Origin of the sequence: Agromyces bracchium (assembly GCF_009709675.1) — a bacterium.
In the GTDB taxonomy this organism is placed as follows: Bacteria; Actinomycetota; Actinomycetes; order Actinomycetales; family Microbacteriaceae; genus Agromyces; species Agromyces bracchium.
Map to the genome: position 1 here is coordinate 319,819 of NZ_WMLB01000023.1, position 18,914 is coordinate 338,732.

Here is an 18,914-nt window from a genome sequence, read left to right on the forward strand (position 1 = left end):
GTCAGCGACGCAGCCGTGCCGCCCGTCGGAGCAGCTCATCCACCGATCCGCCGAGGTTCCGGTGCGCGCGCTCCCTGGCGAACCATTCCGCGGTCGAGCGGCGCAGGTCGTCGCCGCCGTCGAGCACGGCTCGGATGGCGCCGCCGAGCGCCTCGGCCGAGGCATCCGTCGCCACCGCGCCGTTGACGCCGGGTTCGACGAGCTCGGCGGCGGCGTTGTCCTCGCCGGCGACGACGATCGACGGGACGCCGACGGCGGCGGCCTCGGCGACCACGAGCCCGAACCCCTCGCGGGCGGAGGGATTCACGAGTGCCGCGGCACCGGCGACGACCGCGTCGAGGTCGTCGTCGCCGAGGCGGCCGAGGAAGTGCACGGCATCGGCGACGCCCGCATCGGCGGCCGCAGCCCTGGCGCGCTCGGTCTCCGGGCCTGCGCCGACGACGCGCGCCTCCAGCCCGGGGAACGCGCGCCGCGCCACCGCGAGGGCGGGAGGCAGGGCCTCCAGTCGCTTGTCGGCGATGTGACGGCCGATGAACACGACGTAGGCGCCGTGCGCAGCGGGGCCGACCCCGGCCACCTCCCGGTCGACGGACCCGCGCGGTGGACCCGCGAGGTCGAGCAGGCCGAGCACGATGGGGTCGGCGCCCGCCAGCGCCGCGCGCAGCCGCGCGCGAGTGAAGTCGCTGTTCACGAGGCGGATGTCGCCGATCCGGACCGCGAGCCACTGCAGCACCGCGGCGATCGTCCCGGTCGCCGCGCCCGCATACGCGCGCCACTTGCGCGCGGGCCACACCTCGAGCCAGTCGACGGCGATCACCACGGGCCGCCCGAGCAGCGCCGCACGGACGGCGAAGACGTTGAGCACGGGAAGCGCGGCCACGACCACGAGGTCGACCTCGCGGCGGTGCCGGAGGAAGTGTCGGAACAGGCCGAACGCGAAGGCCACGGCGCTGCGCGTCGTGCGGACGCCCGCGTCGTCGTAGATCTCGCCGCGCCACACCGACACGAGGTCGAACGGCGCACGCGGCGGCGCCGAGGCCGGCCACTGGGCGCGGGTGACGTAGCTCACCCGCGATCCGCGCGCGACGAGCTCCTCCGCCATCCGCCGGTAGACGCGTTCGCCGCCCCCCGTGTTCACCGGGAAGAGGCAGTCGTAGCAGATCGCGACGCGTGGTGCGCTCATGCGGAGGCGTCCGCGGGTCGGGCGGCGATCGCACCGAGCCGGCCCACGAAGACCGCGAATGCGGCCGATGCGAGCGAGTACAGCCCCACCAGCAGCATCCAGCCGCCCGGGGGCTGCCACTCCGGTGCGAGGACCATCTCGGTGATGCGGTCGTCGAGCCCCACCACGTAGCGGTACATCACGAAGAGGAACGCGTAGGCGCCGAACGCCGACAACATGACGGCGCCGAGCCACGTGTACCTGACCGACATCCACGCGACCCGCTCGGCGTACGGCGAGGAGAGCAGCCAGCCGACCAGGATGAGCGCGCCGAGGTAGAGGAACAGGCCGTACCGCCCCTGCCAGATGATCCCGGTCTGCGCGACCGAACGGGACTGCACGAGCACCGGCACGAGGACGCAGGCCGCCACCGCCACGGCGATCACGACCGCTGCGCGCCGGTCGGCCGAGCCGACGGCGAGGAACACGATGGCGGCGACGACCGCGGCCACCGCCCACAGCGACCAGCCCGGGAGGACCGCGTCGAGCCAACCGAACTCGCCGATCGACTGCTGCAGCAACTCGTCGGTGAGGCGCAGCATGTAGACCGCGCCCTCGAGGAAGCCGGCGCCGACCAGCGGCGCATCGCCCTCGTTCGCCTGGCTCGAGAGGCTGCCGCCGAGGAGCGTCCAGCCGAGCGAGAACAGCCCGAACACGGCGATCACGGCGATCCAGATGTAGCTGCGCGCGGTGGTGAACAGGCGGCGGACCGGCCTCCAACCGACCGTCAGCGCCGCGAGCGCGACGATGACCACGAGCCAGAGCGGGCCGAGCGCGCGGGCCGTGACGAGCGCGGCGGCCGCGGCGGTCGTGACCACCCACAGCCAGGTCGTCGAGAACACCACGTCGGAGCCGTCGTCGTCGTGCGCCTCGAGGAGCCGGAGCAGCGCCATCCAGAGCGCGACCGAGGCCGCGATCTCGAACCCGTTCGGGTTCACCGAGCCCATGAGGTACACGCACAACGGCAGGGCGGCGAACGCGAGCACCAGCGGCATCCAGCGCTGTCGCGGACTCGCGAGCGCCGACTGGAAGGCGGCGCCGACGAACAGCGCCCCGATCAGCGCGCTGACGACGCGCATGGCGATGAGTCCCGCATCGCCGCCGAGGAGCAGCGAGGGCCATCCGACCAGTGCGTAGTACACGGGGTTGTAGGCGCCGGTCCACGTGTTGAACCAGTCCTGGCCCCGCTCGCCGCCGAGCTCGGCGCCGCAGTCGGCCGACCGGTTCTCATCGCCCGCGTAGCAGAGCAGCGCTGGGTCGTACCGGAACTCGTCGGGCAGCCGCACGACGAGGTGCATCACGCCCTCGACCTCCTCGCCGACGAGCTGACCGTGCGCCTGCGCGATCGCCTTCATGGCATGGGCGTTCTCGTCGGGCGCGGAGAGGATCGGACTCGCGAACGCCCACAGGATGCCGAGGATCGCGGTCAGGGCGAACCCGACCAGGCCGGCCCGATTCGCCGCCGTGCGTCGTGCGGCCCTCGTCGATGCGTTCACCCCTGCTCCCGCTCGATCGATGGCATGACCGCCCGAGTCTAGCAACGGGCGTCCCGGCTGGCGGGCACCGCGGTCACTGGACGGTGATCGTGCGGCACCCGGCGGAGACCGTCGAGCCGGGGCTCACCTGGTCGATGGCGTACGTGCAGACCGAGTGCGCGCCCGGCGAGAGGCCCGTGAGGTCGGCGCGGAACCCGTGCAGGTCGCCCATGCCCGGGTACACGGTGCCCAACCCCTCCTTGACGAGGCTCGCCTCGACGGATGCCGCGCCGACGCCGTCCACGTAGACGTGGACGCGGATCGGGTCGACCGTGTCGGGGTCGAATGCCCACCCGCGGACGACCGCGGTGCCGGGCGTCGCCCCCGCCGCCGCCTCGTCGATGAAGATCTTCGGCGAACCCTGCGGCATCGTCACGTCGAGGCAGCCGAGCTTCGTCGTCCCGCCGCCCGCGACGTTGATCGCGTACGCGCAGACCGAATGCCTGCCCGGCGCGACGCCGGAGAGCTGCGTGGCGAACCCGTGCGCCGAGCCGTAGCCGGGCCAGGTCGGCGAGGTGCGCTCGACGTCAGCGGGGACGGACGCCCACCCCGTGCCGTCGACGTAGAGGTGCACCCGGATCGGATCCACGACGTCCGGGTCGTAGGCCCAGCCCGAGACGTCGATCCGGCCGATCGTCGGTGCGGCCGCCGACTCGAACTCGCCCACCGGCGATCCGCTCGGCATCGCGACCTGGGGGCACCCGATCCGCTTGGTGGCGCCGCCCTGCACGTTGATCGCGTAGAGGCAGACGGTGTGCGTGCCGGGTCCGATGTCGGGGATCGTCGCCTCGAAGCCGTGCCGGTCGCCGAAGCCCGGCTTGGCCCGGTCGAGGCCCTCCTTCACAGTGTCGGCGGCGATCGACGCGCGGCCGACGCCGTCGACGTAGACGTGGACGCGGATCGGATCGACGGTGTCGGGATCGAGCGCCCAGCCGCGCAGTTCGATCGCCCCCGGCGCTCCGGCGATCTCGTCGATCACGCCGAACGGCGTCCCCGACGGGATGGCGACCCGGACGCAGCGCAGCAGGGTGTTCGATCCGGCGCCCACGTTGATGGCGAAGGCGCAGACCGACCGGATTCCCGGCGAGAGGTTCGCGATGCGTGCCGTGAACCCGTTCGTCCCCGACCCGCCGGACCCGTCGGCGGAGACGGAGGCCGCTCCGACGCCGTCGACGTACACGTGGACCCGGACCGGCGAGGTGCTGTTCGGATCGGTCGCGGTGCCGGAGACCTCGATGGCCTTGAAGCCGCCGACCGCGCGCGTCACGTCGCCGACCGGGGAGTCGTTGCCCTTCGTCGAGCCGAACCAGTCGGTGAAGAGGCGCCAGAAGTTGCGGTTGCCGTACGACGAGCACGAGTCGCCCGTGCCGTAGAGGTTGGCCATGGCCGCGGAGTTCGGCGTGTACGGCGTGTAGAGGTACAGGCCCGCCGTCGCCTGGTTCTTGATGTAGACGGTCTTGGTGCCGCAGCCGGTGTTCGGGTGGTACAGGATGCTGTTGTTACGACCGGCCTCGTAGGCGCGACCCGTCGGCGCCGCGGCGTAGCGCTTGAACTGCAGCGCAGCCGCGTAGACCTGGTTGAAGAAGCCGTAGTACTGGCTGTCGCAGTCGGCCGTGTCGGGGCAGCCGTACCCCGTCGCGCTCCGGTACTGCCGGTCCGACGGCGTCGCGTCGGTGACGAGGCTCTGCTCCTTCTCGAGCAGGACGATCATCGCTCGCGGGTTGATGCCGCACACCTGCGAGACGTCGTAGATGATCTGCGCGGCGGACTGGTTCGACCTGCCGGTGTACGCACCGCAGCGTCCGGACTCGCCGGCCTTGCTCACGGTGTTGGTGACGTAGCCCTTGAGGCACGTCGGTCCGGTCGTCGCCTGGCAGGTGGGCACGCGGGCGTTGAGGAAGGACTGGATGGCGGAGACGCTCATCGTCGACCGGTCGTAGAAGACCTGGTCGCTGATGATCATGCCGGGATCGAAGTCCCGCGCGTCGGCCGCCGACGCGGCCTGCCGCGGCGTCGCGGCATCGACCAGGGTCACGCCCGCGACGGCGAGCAGCAGCATGACGAGTGCGAGCGCGCGTCGTCTCATCCGGGCACCTCGACCTTCTCCTCGTTCGAGTACGTCCCGCCGTAGCCGAGCCGCACGGACCACGTACCCGGTCCGAGTTCGTCGACCTGGACGTACGCCGATCCGCAGTCCAGGCTGCTCGGCCCGGGTTCCGGAACGGTCTCCCTGGTCACGGTGCGGCCGTCGAGCCCGAACTCGAAGACGCAGTCCGCCGACGCGTCGAGCGTCCCGTCGACGAGACCCGAGGCGATCACCTCGTTCGAGGGCTCGTTCCAGACCGCCTGCGTCAGGACGGGTGACGCCGGAGCGGGCGGTTCCGTCTCCGTCGCCTCGGGAGCGGTGGGCGACGACGGCGATGACGAGGGGGCCACCGCTCCGAGATCGCACGCGGAGAGGAGCAGCGCCATGGCGAGGCACCCGGGACCCGCGATCCACGACACCGGCGAGCGACGCACGGAGTCCCCCTCTCCCCTCGGCTGCGTCGTCAGGGTAGCGGCCGGTCGTGGCGCCGGGCGGACGCCACGCGGAGGGGCTCCGGGCTCAGTCGGCGTCGCCTGCGCCGCGGCGGCGCGCCAGGAGCGCGCCGATCGCCGCCCATGCCACCAGCAGGGTCACGGTGATCACGGACACCCAGACACCGGCCGTGAGACCGGGAGTGGAGTAGGTCAGGACCACCTCGTGCTCGCCTTCCTCCAACGCCACGGCGCCGGCGGCGTGGTCGGCCGGAAGCAGTTCCACGGTCGAGCCGTCGACGGTGACGTTCCACCCCGGGCGCCGGAAGGAGTCCTCGATCACGAGCAGTCCGCTGCCGCCGTCGACCTCGACGGTGAACGCCTGGCGATCGGGGTCGGGACCGTCGACCTCGTCGATGACGGCGGTCGACCCCGAGTCGGCCGGCGGTGCCTGCGTCGCATCGATCACGACCGCGTCCCGGCCGACCGTTCCGTCCGCCATGGCGGCGAGCCGCTCGTCGGGGTCGGCGATCGCGACGGCCTCGTCCGCCCAGCGCACCCGTTCGAGGGCGTCGGTGCGCTCGAGCACGGTGGCGTCGCCCGTGTGGACGACGCGCAGCCCGTCATCCGCCGGCCGCGTCACGTCGATCGCGAGCGTGCCGTCGGCTTCCGCCGCGACGTCGACGGGACCGTCGGCGCCGTCGAGCACGACACGCGCGATCCACTGCTGCTCGTCGGGCAGTGCTTCGGCGTCGAGCGCCACCCAGCGCTGACCGGAGAACGCGGGGACCCAGGTCGACGTCGCGGCGAGCGACTCGCCCGACGCCGGGTCGACGAGCTCGACCCGGATGTCCACGCCCGTCTCCGATGCGGCGATAGTGTTCTGGACGGTGAAGGCGACCCCGCGGACGGGTCCGGTCCGCACCGAGCTCTCGAGCTCCGCGCCCGCCGCGGCGACGACCCCGGCCGGCGCCGCGCCCTCGACGTCGCCCGGGAGCGCGAGCCCGGGGTCGGCGACGAGGTAGTGCACGGCGAGCCGATCGAGGATGGGCGACCGCCCGTACTCCGCGATGCCTTCGGGTCGCAGGGTCGAGTACGTGGCGCTCTGGAGCGCCCCTTCGTCGACCTCGAGGAGCAGGTCCTTCCACTCCGGCGTCATGAACGCGTGGCCGCCGACCGCGCGCATCCGGTAGGACGAGCTGGAGCCGGGGAGCATCGTCTGCCCGACCGTGGCGAAGCGCGAATCGCCGAGCTCCTCCGCGAGGAACTCGTGCGCGGGCGACGACGGGTAGAACGTGTCGAGCTCGGACTTCGGCCACCACGCGGCGGCCGTGAGCGTGGCCGGGATGACGAGCGCGACGGGGATGACGATCCCCGCGAGCACGCGGAGCAGCCGGGCGCGGAAGAAGTACGCCAGCACCACGATGACCGTCGCGGCGATCGCCGTGAGGCCGATCGCGGCGACCTGCCGTGCGATCAGGGGGAACTGCGCGGGCGGGACCTCACGGAGCACGTCGAGTACGAGGACGACCGCGCCGACCCCGAGCACGATCGGCAGGAGCAGGCGAAGCACGAGCACGACGCGACTGCCCGTGCCCGATCTCCAGGACTTGCGGATGCGGGCGCCCGGCGCCTCCGGGCCGACGACTCGATCGAGGCCGAACGCCGCCAGCACCGCCGCGCTGAACCCGACGATGACGCGCAGTCGGCCGATCGGGTTGTTCGAGAAGATCGGCAGCTCCTGGGCGAGCGCGAGCGTGGGGCCGCCGACGTAGATGAGGACCACCGCGACGAGCAGCATGCCGGCGAAGAAGATCGGCACGCCGCGCTGGACCGCGACGCGGCGTCGGAAGAGCGCCATCGTCCCGAGGAGGACCAGCGCGACCGCGCTGAAGTACGACAGGTGCTCGACGGGATGCCCCGCCCAGGTCCCGATCGTCGGCCCGCCGTTGATGTCGGGGACGAGCCCGGAGGCGAGGTCCTCGAACGGCAGGTGGGAATCCGCCGACTGCTCGCGGATCGAGAGGTCGATCACGCTCAGCGCGTTGAGCGCGAACGGCACGAGCTGCCACGCCGCGAGGATCAGGCCCAGCAGGACGCCGCCGGCGGCGACCGCGCCCGAGACGAGGATCTCGCGGATGCCGCGCCGGAGGACGAACGCGCGCACGATGACGTATGCCGCGCCCGCGTAGAGCGCGTACCCCGCGATGGCGGGGAAGCCGCCCAGCATGAGCCCCGCGACGGCGATGCCGACCGGCACGATGTCGCGCGCGCGGGCCTCGGCCACCGCACGCTCCAGGGCCCAGAACAGCAGCGGGATGAACGCGGCCACGCGGGTCTGCGGCCAGTTCGTCCAGGCGATCATGAACCCGGACGAGACGAACACGATGCTCGCGAGCGGCCAGGCGACCTGGCGGACCCGGAGTCGGCGCAGGAAGAGCGACATGCCGAGCGTGACGAGCGCGATCTCGAGCAGCTTGACGACCGCCGCCGCATACGACGCCGGCAGCAGCCACCACGGGAGCGACAGCGGCGAGTAGGCCCCGGAGTTCGGGAGACCCGCCAGTTCCGCCCCGCCGGCCACGTAGGGGTTCCACTCGGGGAAGACGCCCGAGCGCACCGAGTCGACGAGGAGCATCGTCTGCGGGGCCATCGAGTCGATGGTGTCGCCGATCAGGCGGTTGGTCAGCGGGGTCGGGTCCGCGAGGTCGGACTGCCACGGCGGGAGCCAGGCGAGCAGTTGCGTGCCGAGGAAGGTGCCGACCCCGATGAGCGGAAGTCCGATGGAGAGCACCGTGAAGGCGACGAGCGACCCCCAGGAGGCGATCAGGTCCCATCGGACGGCGGCCAGCCGGTTCAGCAGGGCGCGCCGGCCGGTCGCGGGTCGGCGGTTCGAGGGCGTGGCCGTCGACACATATACTCCTCGGGTACGGGGGGACCGACACAGTCTACGCACGCCGCCACGCACGGCGATGCCGGTCCGCCCTCCGCGGCCTGCGATAATGGCGTGCCCCCGCGCTCCTCCCCCGAGAACAGAAAGCCCCATGAAGGTATTCGTCCAGATCCCGTGCCTCAACGAGGAAGAGACCCTTCCCTCGGTCATCAACTCGATCCCCCGTGAGATCCCCGGAGTGGACGAGGTCGAGATCCTCGTCATCGATGACGGCTCGACGGACCGGACCGTGGAGATCGCACGCGAGCTCGGGGTCACCCACTTCGTGCGCCACGCGCGGAACATGGGCCTCGCGCGCTCGTTCGCGGACGGCGTCGACTACGCACTGCGCAACGGCGCCGACATCGTCGTGAACACCGACGGCGACAACCAGTACCCCCAGGCGCGCATCCCGGAGCTCGTGCAGCCCATCATCCACGGCCGGGCCGAGATCGTCGTCGCCGACCGCCAGACGGGCAAGATCGAGCACTTCTCGCGGTTCAAGAAGATCATGCAGCGCTTCGGCAGCTGGGTGGTCAACAAGGCCGCGGGAACGGACCTCCCCGACGCCGCCAGCGGATTCCGGGCGTACTCGAAGGAATCGCTCATCCGCCTGAACGTCGTGACGCGGTTCAGCTACACGATGGAGACCATCATCCAGGCCGGCTACAAGCGCCTGGCGATCACGAGCGTCCCGGTCGAGACGAACCCGAAGACCCGCGAGTCGCGGCTGTTCAAGAACATCTGGCAGCACATGCTGCTCTCCGGCTCCGCGATCACCCGCGCGTACCTCATGTACCGCCCCTACATCGTGTTCGCCTCCCTCGGCGTCATCCTCGCGGTCGCGGCCCTCATCCCGTTCGTGCGGTACCTCGTGCTGGTGGCACTCGACGTGCAGGGCGATCACCTGCAGTCGCTGCTCATCGGCGCCATCCTCGCGACGGGCTCGCTGCTCTCGTTCGCGCTCGGGGTGATCGCCGACCTCACGAGGATCAATCGATCCCTGAGCGAGGACGCACTCGAGTACCTCAAGATCCAGCGGTATGGCGACTGACCTCGTCGAGCGCCTCCGGGCCGCCGGCCGCGCGGTCGCAGGGTCGGCCCCGGTCAGGTGGGCGCGTCGTCACAAGCGCGCGCTCGCGATCGCCGTCATGGTCGCGTTCTTCGCGTTCATCATCGGCTACATCGCGCTGAACCCGTCGATCATCGACGACGTGCTCTCGGTCGGCTGGGGCACGCTCGCCCTGCTCCTCGGCCTGTACACCGTCATCCTGGTGACCCACTTCGGGATCCTCGAATCCACCATCCGACTGAGCGGGCATCGCCTGCCGTTCGGCGAGGGCCTCCTGCTCACGGTGTACTCGACCGTGTCGAACTTCTTCGGGCCGCTGCAGAGCGGTCCCGGCATCCGCGCCGCCTACCTCAAGACGCGGCTCGGCATGCGGCTGCGCGACTACACCTACGCGACGCTCTACTACTTCTTCGTCTTCGCCGTGCTGAACGGCGCCCTGCTGTTCTGCACGACGCTGCCGTGGCTCTCCGCCCTCGGGCTCGTCGTCGGCGCCGTCCTGATCGTGATCGTCGTCCGCCGCGTCGGGCTGTCCCACCGCTGGCCGCAGCTCGCGGCGATCGGCGCCGTGACCGTCGCCCAGGTCTTCATCATGGCGACGATCTACTTCGTCGAGATCAACGCCGTCGGGACGGGCGCCTACACGTTCGCCCAGGCGATCGTCTACTCGGCGAGCGCCAACCTCTCCCTCTTCGTCTCGATCACGCCCGGCGCCATCGGGTTCCGCGAGGGATTCCTCATCTTCGCCGAGGGCCTCCACGGGGTCCCGGTCGACACCATCGTCGCCGCGGGCATCGTGGACCGCGCCTTCTACGCGCTCTTCCTCGGCCTACTGTTCGTGATCTCGAGCATCTTCCACGTCGGCCGCATGCTGCGCGCCAAGAGCGGCACGGAGCTCGATCGCGATGCGGTGGACGGAGAATAGGCGCTCGTACAGCTCGCGACCCCGCGACCCGATGCGGGAGAGCTCATCGGTGTGGTCGGCGGCCCAGCCGACGGCGTCGGCGAGGGCGGCCGAGTCGCCCAGCGGGACCACGAGCGCGTCGGAGCGGTCGGTGAACACGTCGCTCTCGAGGTTCTCTCCGACGACGGTCGGCAGCGCGCACGCGAGGAACTGGTAGGTCTTCCCCGTCACGACGAACTGCGCCTGCGTCGTCGCGCCGAACGGCCCGCCCAGCATCAGGTCGTGCTCGGCGAACAGGGCGGGCAGCTCCGCATACGGCACCCAGGACACGTGGCGGACGCGAGCGCCGCGCGAACCGGCCTCGGCGATCCGCTCCGCGTCGTCCTCGCCGCCGCCGACGAACGTGAACGAGACGCGCGCGTCGGCGGCGAGCGACTCCGCGGCGGCGAGGACGACCTCGAGCCCGTGCAACGGGAGCATCGACCCGTAGTAGAGCACGCGCAGGCGGTCCGGACTCCAGGTCCGTTCCATCGGGCGGAAGGTCTCCTCGTCGGTTCCGACCGCCACGGGGCTGAAGTGGGACCTCGGCACGTCCATCAGGGCGGCGGAGTGGTCCGCATGCGAGGCGGTGTCGGTGAGCACGCGCGCACTGCGCAGCATGAGCCGGCGGAAGATCGCGCGCAGCAGCCGCGCCCGGAGCGACCCCTCGGGGAACTTGCCGTGCTCCTGGACGAACCACTCCACCGGGTTGATGAACTCGTCGTAGTACACCGGACGGCCGCCCGCGAGCAGCAGCACGACGGGCAGGATCTCGTACCCGCGGAACGTCACGAGGTACGCGTCGGGTCGGTTCGACAGCATGCGCAGGAGGCTTCCGGTGACCTCGGCGTAGCGCAGCACCCCGGTGCGACGGTTCTTGACCACGCGCACCGTTCCGTACATCCCGGATTCGCGCAGTGCCGCCCGCAGGCTCGCGGCCCTGACGTAGTCGGGGTGCCGATAGCAGGTCACGACCGCGATCGACGGGCGGGCGGGGGTGCGGCTCATGGTTCTCCTGGCTCGTTGCGGGGCCGGCCGGAACGGCCGATGGCGAGCGTGCGTGGCGGTGGATCGCGTCGGCCGGCGGACCCGGCGACGCTGGAAGAGTCTACGGTGCACCGCTCCGCCGACCCCACGCGTGGCACCGATCGGTCAGGCCCGGTCGGCTAAGATCGAGTGTTCCCGACCCTCAGGATGTGACCCAATGGAATCTGCCTCGTCGAGTGGTGCGCCCCGCATTCGCACGATCGACGAACCGCTGGTCAAGGTCGGCCGGGCCTCGGGCGGACGGCGTTCGACGCGCGAGTCCCTCGCCGAGATCCTCGCGTACCGACACCTGCTCAGGCTGCTCGTCAACCGCGAGCTCCGCGCGAAGTACAAGAACAGCAGTCTCGGCATCGTGTGGTCCCTCGTGCGACCGCTCGCGCAGCTGCTCATCTACTACATCGCGATCGGGCAGTTCCTCGGCGCCGCGCGCGCGATCCCCGACTTCGCGATCTTCGTCTTCACCGGCCTCACCGTGTGGGGCCTGTACTCCGAGATCGTCTCCGCCGGTACCACGTCGGTCGTCGGGAACTCCGGCCTGGTGAAGAAGGTCTACCTCCCTCGCGAGATCTTCCCGCTCGCCGCGGTCGGCGGGGCCCTCTTCAACTTCATGGTGCAGTTCCTGATCCTCGTGGTCGCCACGATCGTGCTGGCCCGCCCGCCGCTGCACCCCGAGCTGCTCTACGTCCCGCTCTCCATCCTGGTGACGGTCGTCTTCGGGACCGCGCTCGCCCTCGTGCTCTCGGCGGTCAACGTCTACCTCCGCGACGTCGAGCACCTCGTCGAGATCTACGTCCTGATCTTCTTCTGGCTCTCGCCCATCGTGTACTCGATGGCGCTCGTCAACGACGTCCTGCACGGGTCGTGGGTGGAAGAGCTGTACCTGGCGAACCCGATCACGCTGGCGATCATCGGCATGCAGCGGGCGATGTGGACGGCCGGGTCCGCCGATCCCGCGCAGTACTGGCCGGCCGGGCTGGAGTGGCGCATGCTCGTCGCCCTCGTCGTCGGCATCATCTTCCTCTGGATCGCGCAGCGCGTCTTCTCGCGCCTGCAGAGCAATTTCGCACAGGAGCTCTGATCAGCATCTCGACCCCCGCCCCCTCCGCCGTCGAAGCGCCGGTCGTCCGGCTGCACGACGTCTCCAAGCGCTTCATCCTGCACACCGACAAGTCGATCAAGGAGCGCGTCCTCTACTTCCGCCACCGCGAGACGGGCAAGCGGACCTTCTGGGCGCTCGACGGCATCGACCTCACGATCGAGCTCGGCGAGACGGTCGGCCTGATCGGCCACAACGGTTCGGGCAAGAGCACGCTGCTCAAGGTGATCGGCGGGATCATCGATGCGAGCTCCGGCGTGGTCGAGCGACGCGGTCGCGTGGCCGCGCTCCTCGAACTCGGCGCCGGATTCCATCCCGACCTCACCGGGCGCGAGAACGTCTACCTCAACGCCGCGATCCTCGGCATGAGCCGGGCCGAGACCGACGTCGTCTTCGACGACATCGTCGACTTCTCGGGGATCGGGGAGTTCATCGACTCCCAGGTGAAGTTCTACTCGTCGGGCATGTACGTCCGTCTGGCCTTCGCCGTCGCGGTCCACTCCGACCCCGACCTCCTCCTCGTCGACGAGGTCCTGGCGGTCGGCGACGAGCCGTTCCAGAACAAGTGCATGGCGAAGATCCGCCAGTTCCAGCGCGAGGGCCGCACGATCGTGCTCGTCAGCCACTCGGCCGACCAAGTCGCCGACGTCTGCACGCGCGCGGTCGTGCTCGACTCGGGCTCCGTCGTCTACGACGGCGACGTGGCCGAGGGCATCCGGGTGCTCCGCGAGGGCTACGAGCGCGACCGCATCGAGCGTTCGCAGGCGACCGCGCTGCGCGACCACGCCCCGGCCGAGCCGGCGATCGACGTCATCGAGGCGACGATCACGAGCATTGACGGCACGCCGATCACCGAGCCGGTGACGCCCGGCACCGATCTCGCGATCACCATCCGGGCGCTCGTCCGGCGTCCGACCGAGTGGATCACCGGGTTCACGCTCTCCACCCCGCTGGGGCAGGCCGTCTACCGCCTGAATTCGGAGGGACTCGGCATGGAGCTCCCGAGCGAACCGGGCGAGTACCTCGTGCGGTTCGACGTGGCGGGAACGAACTTCGCCGTCGCACAGCTCGTGCTGAGCGCGGGCGCCACGACGCTCGACGGAGAGATCCTCGCGCAGCTCGACCCGGCCGGGCGCGTCGACTTCACCGCCGACCCGCACGCGGCCGGCTTCGTCCAGTTCGCGACGCGCGGCGAGGTCGCCCCCGCGTCCGCGCTTCGATGACGGGGACGCGCAGGTCGTGAGCACGCCGCAGGTCGCCATCGTCACCGTGTCGTACGGCTCCGACGAGGCGCTCGAGCCGTTCCTCGCCAGCGTCCCGTCCGCGGGGGCGGAGGACGCCGTCGTCGTCGTGGCGGACAATCGCCCGGGCTTCGGCGAGGCCGAGCGGATCGCGACGACGCACGGCGCGGAGTACCTGCCCATGCCGGCCAACCTCGGCTACGGCGGCGCCGTCAACCGGGCGGTCCGAGGCCTCCCCGACTCCGTCGAGTGGGTGCTGGTCAGCAACCCCGACATCGTCCTCGGACCGGGGTCGCTCGACGTCCTGGTCGCGACGGGGTCCGCCGATCCGCGCATCGGCAGCCTCGGTCCGCGTGTGCTGAACGCCGACGGCAGCCTGTACCCGTCGGCCCGGGACGTCCCATCGCTCCGCACGGGGATCGGCCACGCGCTGCTCTACCGCGTCTGGCCCGGCAACCCGTGGACGACGAGGTACCACCGCAGCGAGTCGGAGCCCACGGGCCGCGACGCCGGCTGGCTGTCCGGGTCGTGCCTGCTCGTCCGTCGTCGGGCGTTCGACGAGCTCGGAGGCTTCGACGACAGCTACTTCATGTACTTCGAGGACGTCGACCTCGGCTACCGCCTCGGCAAGGCGGGATGGCTGAACCGCTACGAGCCCGCCGCCTCCGTCGTCCACACGGGCGCGCATTCGACGTCCGAGTCGTCATCGGCGATGATCCGCGTCCACCACGACAGCGCGGCGCGATTCGTCGCGCGAAAGTACCCGTCGCCGCTGCTCTGGCCGGTGCGCGCGATCATCCTGGCGGGCCTCCGCGTCCGCGCCGAGGTCGAGACCCGGCGCGGACGCGGAGGGAAGGTCTGACGCCGCGCCTCAGGAGGAGGCGAGTCGCATGAGGTAGCGACCGTAGCCGCTCTTCACGAGCGGAGCCGCGAGTGCGGCGAGCTGTTCGGAGTCGATCCATCCCGCACGCCAGGCGATCTCCTCGATGCAGCCGATCTTGAAGCCCTGCCGGTCCTCGATGACCCGCACGTACTCGGAGGCCTGCATCATCGACTCGAACGTCCCGGTGTCGAGCCATGCCGTGCCGCGGTCGAGGACCTGAACCTGGAGCGTGCCGCGCTCGAGGTAGCGCTCGTTCACGGTCGAGATCTCGAGCTCGCCGCGCGCGCTCGGCTCGATCGACTTCGCGATCTCGATCACGTCGTTGTCGTAGAAGTAGAGGCCGGGAACCGCGTAGTCGCTCTTCGGCTGCGCGGGCTTCTCCTCGATCGACACGGCCGTGAAGTTCTCGTCGAACTCCACGACGCCGTAGGCGGTCGGGTCGCTCACCTGGTAGGCGAAGATGACCGCTCCGTCGATCGCGTTGTGCTGGCGCAGCGACGAGCCGAGCCCTGTGCCGTGGAAGATGTTGTCGCCGAGGACGAGCGCGACGGACTCGTCGCCGATGAACTCCTCGCCGATGATGAAGGCCTGGGCCAGCCCGTCGGGCGAGGGCTGGACGGCGTACTCGAGTCGGATGCCGAGGTCGGAACCGTCGCCGAGCAGCGCCTTGAACTGCGCGTTGTACTCCGGCGTCGTGATGATGAGGATCTCGTTGATCCCCGCCATCATCAGCGTCGACAGCGGGTAGTAGATCATCGGCTTGTCGTAGATGGGCATGAGCTGCTTCGAGATGCCCTTGGTGATCGGCCAGAGCCGCGTGCCGGATCCACCGGCGAGGATGATGCCGCGCATCGGTCAGTTCCCCTTGGAGTTCAGCGAGTCGTAGAAGGCCCGGGCGGCCTCCCAGGTGGGCAGCAGTCCGGATGCCGCGGCCTCGGCGAGGCTCGGGGCGTCGGTGTCCTTCGGCGAGAGCAGCAGGTCGGCCGAGTCGAGCGTGAAGTCGAGCCCGATCTCGGGGTCGAGGGGGTTCACGCCGTGCTCGCGCGGCGCGTTGAACGGCGCGGTCACGAGGTAGCTCACGGTCGCGTCGTCGCTCAGCGCGACGAAGCAGTGGCCGAGTCCCTCGGCGATGTAGATCGCCCGGCGGTCCTGCTCGTCGAGCAGCACCGAGTCCCACTGGCCGAACGTCGGCGAACCCACGCGGATGTCGATCACGAAGTCGAGGACCGCGCCACGGGTCGCCGTGACGTACTTGGCCTGGCTCGGCGGGATGTCGGCGAAGTGGATGCCGCGCACGACACCTCGCTTGGACACGGACGTGTTCGCCTGGGCCAGCGACAGCGGATGCCCGATCGCCTCCTCGAGGCGATCGAACCGGTACCACTCGAGGAAGACGCCGCGGTCGTCGCCGAACTGCTTCGGGGTGATCTCGTAGCTGTCGGGGATCTTCAGTTCGCGGATCTGCACCCCGGAAGTCTACCCAACGCCCGGACGACGCAGTCGTCGCGCGAGCGCACCCGCGGCACGGGCCGGTGCGGTGATCCGCCAGCTCGTGCTCGCCAGGATGTGCCGGCGCTCCTCCGCGGCCGCGTCGAGGCGGGCGCGCAGGGTCGCGTTCTCCGCGGTGAGGGCGGCGATCTCGGCCGCCCGGCGCGCATCCTCCGCCGCGCGCGCCGCGGCGGCGGCGTGCGCACGGGCGACGGCCTCGCCGCGTTCGGCGAACCATGCCTCGACGGCGTCGGGCTCGGCCCGCGCGACGTCGATGAACTCGAGGACCTCCGACGGGACGTCGTCCCCGACGGCGAGGACCCCGAGCCCGTGGCCGTGGACGAACGCGAACGAGGGGTGCCGTTCGGCGACCTCGGCCCAGAACCGCCAGACGCCGAAGCCCTCCGTCCGCTCGCTCGTGTCGTGGAAGACGACCACGGCGCGCTCGGTCAGCTTCGGCGACCAGGTCTCGAAGTCGTGCGCGACGTCGTCGTATCCGTGGCGACCGTCGATGTGCAGGAGGTCGATGCTGCCCGCGGGGACGCCGACGGCGGCCTCGTCGAACGTCGACCGCTCGAGCCGGGCGATCCCCGGATAGCGCTCGCGGGCGATCGCCTCCACCGATCGGTGGACCTCGGGTCCGTAGTAGCCGGCCTGGTCGTCGCCGAGCCACGTGTCCACGGCGGTCGCAGAGGCATCCGGCACCTCGAAGCGCTGCAGCGCCTCGCAGACGGTGAAGAAGGAGAAGCCGTTGTGCGTACCGAGCTCGACGAACCGACGCGGGCGCAGCGCTCCGACGAGCCAGAAGGCGAAGGGCGCGTGCCGGTGCCACGCCGAATCGACGAGGACCTGCGGTTCCCAGAAGGCCTCGGCGATGCGCCACGGCTCGAACGCGGACGTGGATCGGAGTTGGGTCACCGTGGGTCACCTCGCGGCCGGGTGGGACGAGCCGTCGGACGCTCCGATGGCCTCCACGCCGATCCTCGCACACCCGCCGCCGCGTGCGCACGCCGCCCGAGGCGGACGCCGCGGAGCGCGCGGCGCGGGTCGGTAGGATGAAACGCGTGTCAAGACTCCTCGTGACCGGCGGTGCCGGCTTCATCGGCTCGAACTTCGTCCACTACGTGCTCGCGAACACCGACCACTCGGTGACCGTGCTCGACAAGCTCACCTACGCCGGCAACCTCGCCTCGCTCGACGGACTCCCCGAGGACCGCTTCCGGTTCGTCAGGGGCGACATCTGCGACGCGGCGCTCGTCGACGAGCTCTTCGCCGAGCACGACGCCGTCGTGCACTACGCCGCCGAGAGCCACAACGACAACTCCCTGGCGAACCCGCGGCCGTTCCTCGACACGAACATCATCGGCACGTACACGCTGCTCGAGGCGGCGCGGAAGCACGACATCCGCTTCCACCACATCTCGACCGACGAGGTCTACGGCGACCTCGAACTCGACGACCCGGCCAAGTTCACCGAGCAGACCCCGTACAACCCGTCGAGCCCGTACTCGTCGACGAAGGCCGGCAGCGACCTGCTCGTGCGCGCCTGGGTGCGCTCGTTCGGCGTGAAGGCGACCATCTCCAACTGCTCGAACAACTACGGTCCGTACCAGCACGTGGAGAAGTTCATCCCGCGCCAGATCACCAACGTCCTCCGCGGCGAGCGACCGAAGCTCTACGGCAAGGGCGAGAACGTCCGCGACTGGATCCACGCCAACGACCACTCGTCGGCCGTCCTGACGATCCTCGAGAAGGGCGTCATCGGCGAGACCTACCTCATCGGCGCCGACGGCGAGCGCAACAACAAGGACGTGGTGGAGCTCATCCTCACCACCCTCGGGCAGCCCGCCGACGCCTACGACCACGTCGTCGACCGCCCCGGCCACGACCTCCGCTACGCGATCGACTCGACGCGACTGCGCACCGAGCTCGGCTGGGAGCCGCAGTTCTCCGACTTCGAGTCGGGCCTCGCCGACACGATCGAGTGGTACCGCGACAACGAGGCCTGGTGGGCGCCGCAGAAGGACGAGACCGAGGCGAAGTACAAGGCGCAGGGGCAGTAGCATGCGCGTGCTCATCACCGGCGCGAACGGCATGCTCGGCCGCGACCTGCAGGCGGCGCTCGCGGGCCGCGAGGTGACCGCGCTCGCCCGTGCCGACCTCGACGTGACGGATGCCGCCGCGGTCGCCGCGGCCGTGGCGGGTCATGACGTGGTCGTCAACTGCGCCGCCTACACGAAGGTCGACGACGCCGAATCGCACGAGGAGCAGGCCTACGCGGTGAACGCCACGGGCACGGCGAACCTCGCCGCCGCCTGTGCGACGCTCGGGGCGCGCCTCGTGACCGTCTCCACCGACTACGTGTTCGACGGGAATGCGACCGAACCGTACGCGGAGGACCTCCCCCGCGACCCGATCAACGCCTACGGCCGCACCAAGGCCGCCGGCGAGGAACTCGCGCTCGCCGCGCATCCGGACGGCACCTACGTCGTCCGCACGGCATGGCTGTACGGCGAGCACGGCCCGAACTTCGCGCAGACCATGCTGAACCTCGCGAAGTCGAAGGACACCTGGTCGGTCGTCGACGACCAGCTCGGCCAGCCCACGTGGACGGCCGACCTCGCGGCGCAGATCGTCGCGCTGCTCGACTCCGACGCCCCCGCGGGCGTGTACCACGGCACCAACTCGGGCCAGGCGACCTGGTACGAGTTCGCGCGCGCCGTGCTCGAGGAGGCGGGCCTCGACCCCGAGCGGATCACGCCGACCGACAGCTCGTCGTTCGTGCGTCCGGCTCCTCGTCCGTCGTACTCGGTGCTCGGGCACGGGGCCTGGGCCTCCGCCGGCATCGCCGAGATGCGTCCGTGGCGCGACGCGCTCACCGACGCCGTGCGCACCGGCGCCGTCAGCGCCTGAGCGCGCGACGGATCGCCTGACGCGTACG

Annotated in this window: 16 protein-coding genes; 7 read left to right on the plus strand and 9 right to left on the minus strand. The window is 70.7% G+C overall.

Annotated elements, in window-relative coordinates; translation table 11 throughout:
* Position 1: 1 nt before the first annotated feature.
* The 5 genes from GJ743_RS10975 to GJ743_RS20190 all read right to left on the minus strand — a co-directional run bounded on the left by GJ743_RS10975 (position 2) and on the right by GJ743_RS20190 (position 8,188).
* Positions 2-1,183, minus strand: a complete 1,182-nt coding sequence (locus GJ743_RS10975; protein ID WP_155051944.1) for a glycosyltransferase — start codon at positions 1,181-1,183, stop codon at positions 2-4.
* Positions 1,180-2,718 carry a DUF2142 domain-containing protein gene (locus GJ743_RS10980; RefSeq protein ID WP_196216982.1) on the minus strand — a complete coding sequence of 513 codons (1,539 nt, stop codon included), beginning with the start codon at positions 2,716-2,718 and terminating at the stop codon, positions 1,180-1,182. The genes GJ743_RS10975 and GJ743_RS10980 overlap by 4 nt, the downstream gene beginning before the upstream one ends.
* Positions 2,719-2,791: 73 nt before the next feature.
* Positions 2,792-4,843 carry a hypothetical protein gene (locus GJ743_RS10985; RefSeq protein WP_155051946.1) on the minus strand — a complete coding sequence of 684 codons (2,052 nt, stop codon included), beginning with the start codon at positions 4,841-4,843 and terminating at the stop codon, positions 2,792-2,794.
* The gene (locus GJ743_RS10990; protein WP_155051947.1) at positions 4,840-5,277 is read right to left on the minus strand and encodes a hypothetical protein; all 438 of its coding nucleotides are present in this window, start codon (positions 5,275-5,277) and stop codon (positions 4,840-4,842) included. The genes GJ743_RS10985 and GJ743_RS10990 overlap by 4 nt, the downstream gene beginning before the upstream one ends.
* An 85-nt stretch (positions 5,278-5,362) precedes the next feature.
* Complete coding sequence (locus GJ743_RS20190) at positions 5,363-8,188, minus strand: YfhO family protein (protein WP_155051948.1); 2,826 nt, start codon at positions 8,186-8,188, stop codon at positions 5,363-5,365.
* 130 nt (positions 8,189-8,318) lie between these two features.
* Here GJ743_RS20190 and GJ743_RS11000 point away from each other — a divergent pair, with 130 nt between their 5' ends.
* Both GJ743_RS11000 and GJ743_RS11005 read left to right on the plus strand, forming a co-directional pair.
* On the plus strand, positions 8,319-9,260 hold the full coding sequence (locus tag GJ743_RS11000; protein WP_155051949.1) for a glycosyltransferase family 2 protein: 942 nt from the start codon (positions 8,319-8,321) through the stop codon (positions 9,258-9,260).
* Entirely contained in the window at positions 9,250-10,200 is a 951-nt protein-coding gene (locus GJ743_RS11005; protein ID WP_155051950.1) for a hypothetical protein, read from the plus strand. Before GJ743_RS11000 ends, GJ743_RS11005 begins: the two co-directional genes overlap by 11 nt.
* On the opposite strand, the gene GJ743_RS11010 is transcribed toward GJ743_RS11005, so the two are convergent.
* The gene (locus GJ743_RS11010; RefSeq protein ID WP_155051951.1) at positions 10,105-11,226 is read right to left on the minus strand and encodes a glycosyltransferase; all 1,122 of its coding nucleotides are present in this window, start codon (positions 11,224-11,226) and stop codon (positions 10,105-10,107) included. The two genes, GJ743_RS11005 and GJ743_RS11010, sit on opposite strands and share 96 nt — an antisense overlap.
* Positions 11,227-11,422: 196 nt before the next feature.
* On the opposite strand from GJ743_RS11010, the gene GJ743_RS11015 reads away from it, so the two are divergent.
* Genes GJ743_RS11015 through GJ743_RS11025 form a run of 3 tightly spaced genes read left to right on the plus strand, consistent with a single transcriptional unit; the run spans position 11,423 to position 14,464 of the window.
* Positions 11,423-12,343, plus strand: a complete 921-nt coding sequence (locus GJ743_RS11015) for an ABC transporter permease (protein ID WP_155051952.1) — start codon at positions 11,423-11,425, stop codon at positions 12,341-12,343.
* A complete protein-coding gene (locus GJ743_RS11020; protein ID WP_376861881.1) occupies positions 12,244-13,584 on the plus strand; it encodes an ABC transporter ATP-binding protein in 1,341 nt (446 codons plus the stop codon). Before GJ743_RS11015 ends, GJ743_RS11020 begins: the two co-directional genes overlap by 100 nt.
* A gap of 16 nt (positions 13,585-13,600) precedes the next feature.
* On the plus strand, positions 13,601-14,464 hold the full coding sequence (locus tag GJ743_RS11025; RefSeq protein ID WP_328289072.1) for a glycosyltransferase family 2 protein: 864 nt from the start codon (positions 13,601-13,603) through the stop codon (positions 14,462-14,464).
* A gap of 9 nt (positions 14,465-14,473) precedes the next feature.
* On the opposite strand, the gene rfbA is transcribed toward GJ743_RS11025, so the two are convergent.
* The 3 genes from rfbA to GJ743_RS11040 are packed head-to-tail and all read right to left on the minus strand — an operon-like array spanning position 14,474 to position 16,891.
* Positions 14,474-15,337: a glucose-1-phosphate thymidylyltransferase RfbA gene (gene rfbA / locus GJ743_RS11030; protein ID WP_155051953.1), complete on the minus strand. Its 864-nt coding sequence runs from the start codon at positions 15,335-15,337 to the stop codon at positions 14,474-14,476.
* 3 nt (positions 15,338-15,340) lie between these two features.
* Positions 15,341-15,952 carry a dTDP-4-dehydrorhamnose 3,5-epimerase family protein gene (locus GJ743_RS11035; protein WP_328289073.1) on the minus strand — a complete coding sequence of 204 codons (612 nt, stop codon included), beginning with the start codon at positions 15,950-15,952 and terminating at the stop codon, positions 15,341-15,343.
* 9 nt (positions 15,953-15,961) lie between these two features.
* Positions 15,962-16,891, minus strand: coding sequence for a class I SAM-dependent methyltransferase (locus GJ743_RS11040; RefSeq protein ID WP_155051954.1), 930 nt, complete (start codon positions 16,889-16,891; stop codon positions 15,962-15,964).
* 146 nt (positions 16,892-17,037) lie between these two features.
* Between GJ743_RS11040 and rfbB the strand changes: the two genes are divergently transcribed.
* Both rfbB and rfbD read left to right on the plus strand, forming a co-directional pair.
* A complete protein-coding gene (gene rfbB / locus GJ743_RS11045; protein ID WP_328289074.1) occupies positions 17,038-18,036 on the plus strand; it encodes a dTDP-glucose 4,6-dehydratase in 999 nt (332 codons plus the stop codon).
* Position 18,037: 1 nt separating this feature from the next.
* Complete coding sequence (gene rfbD / locus GJ743_RS11050; protein ID WP_155051956.1) at positions 18,038-18,886, plus strand: dTDP-4-dehydrorhamnose reductase; 849 nt, start codon at positions 18,038-18,040, stop codon at positions 18,884-18,886.
* The last annotated feature ends 28 nt before the right edge of the window (positions 18,887-18,914 follow it).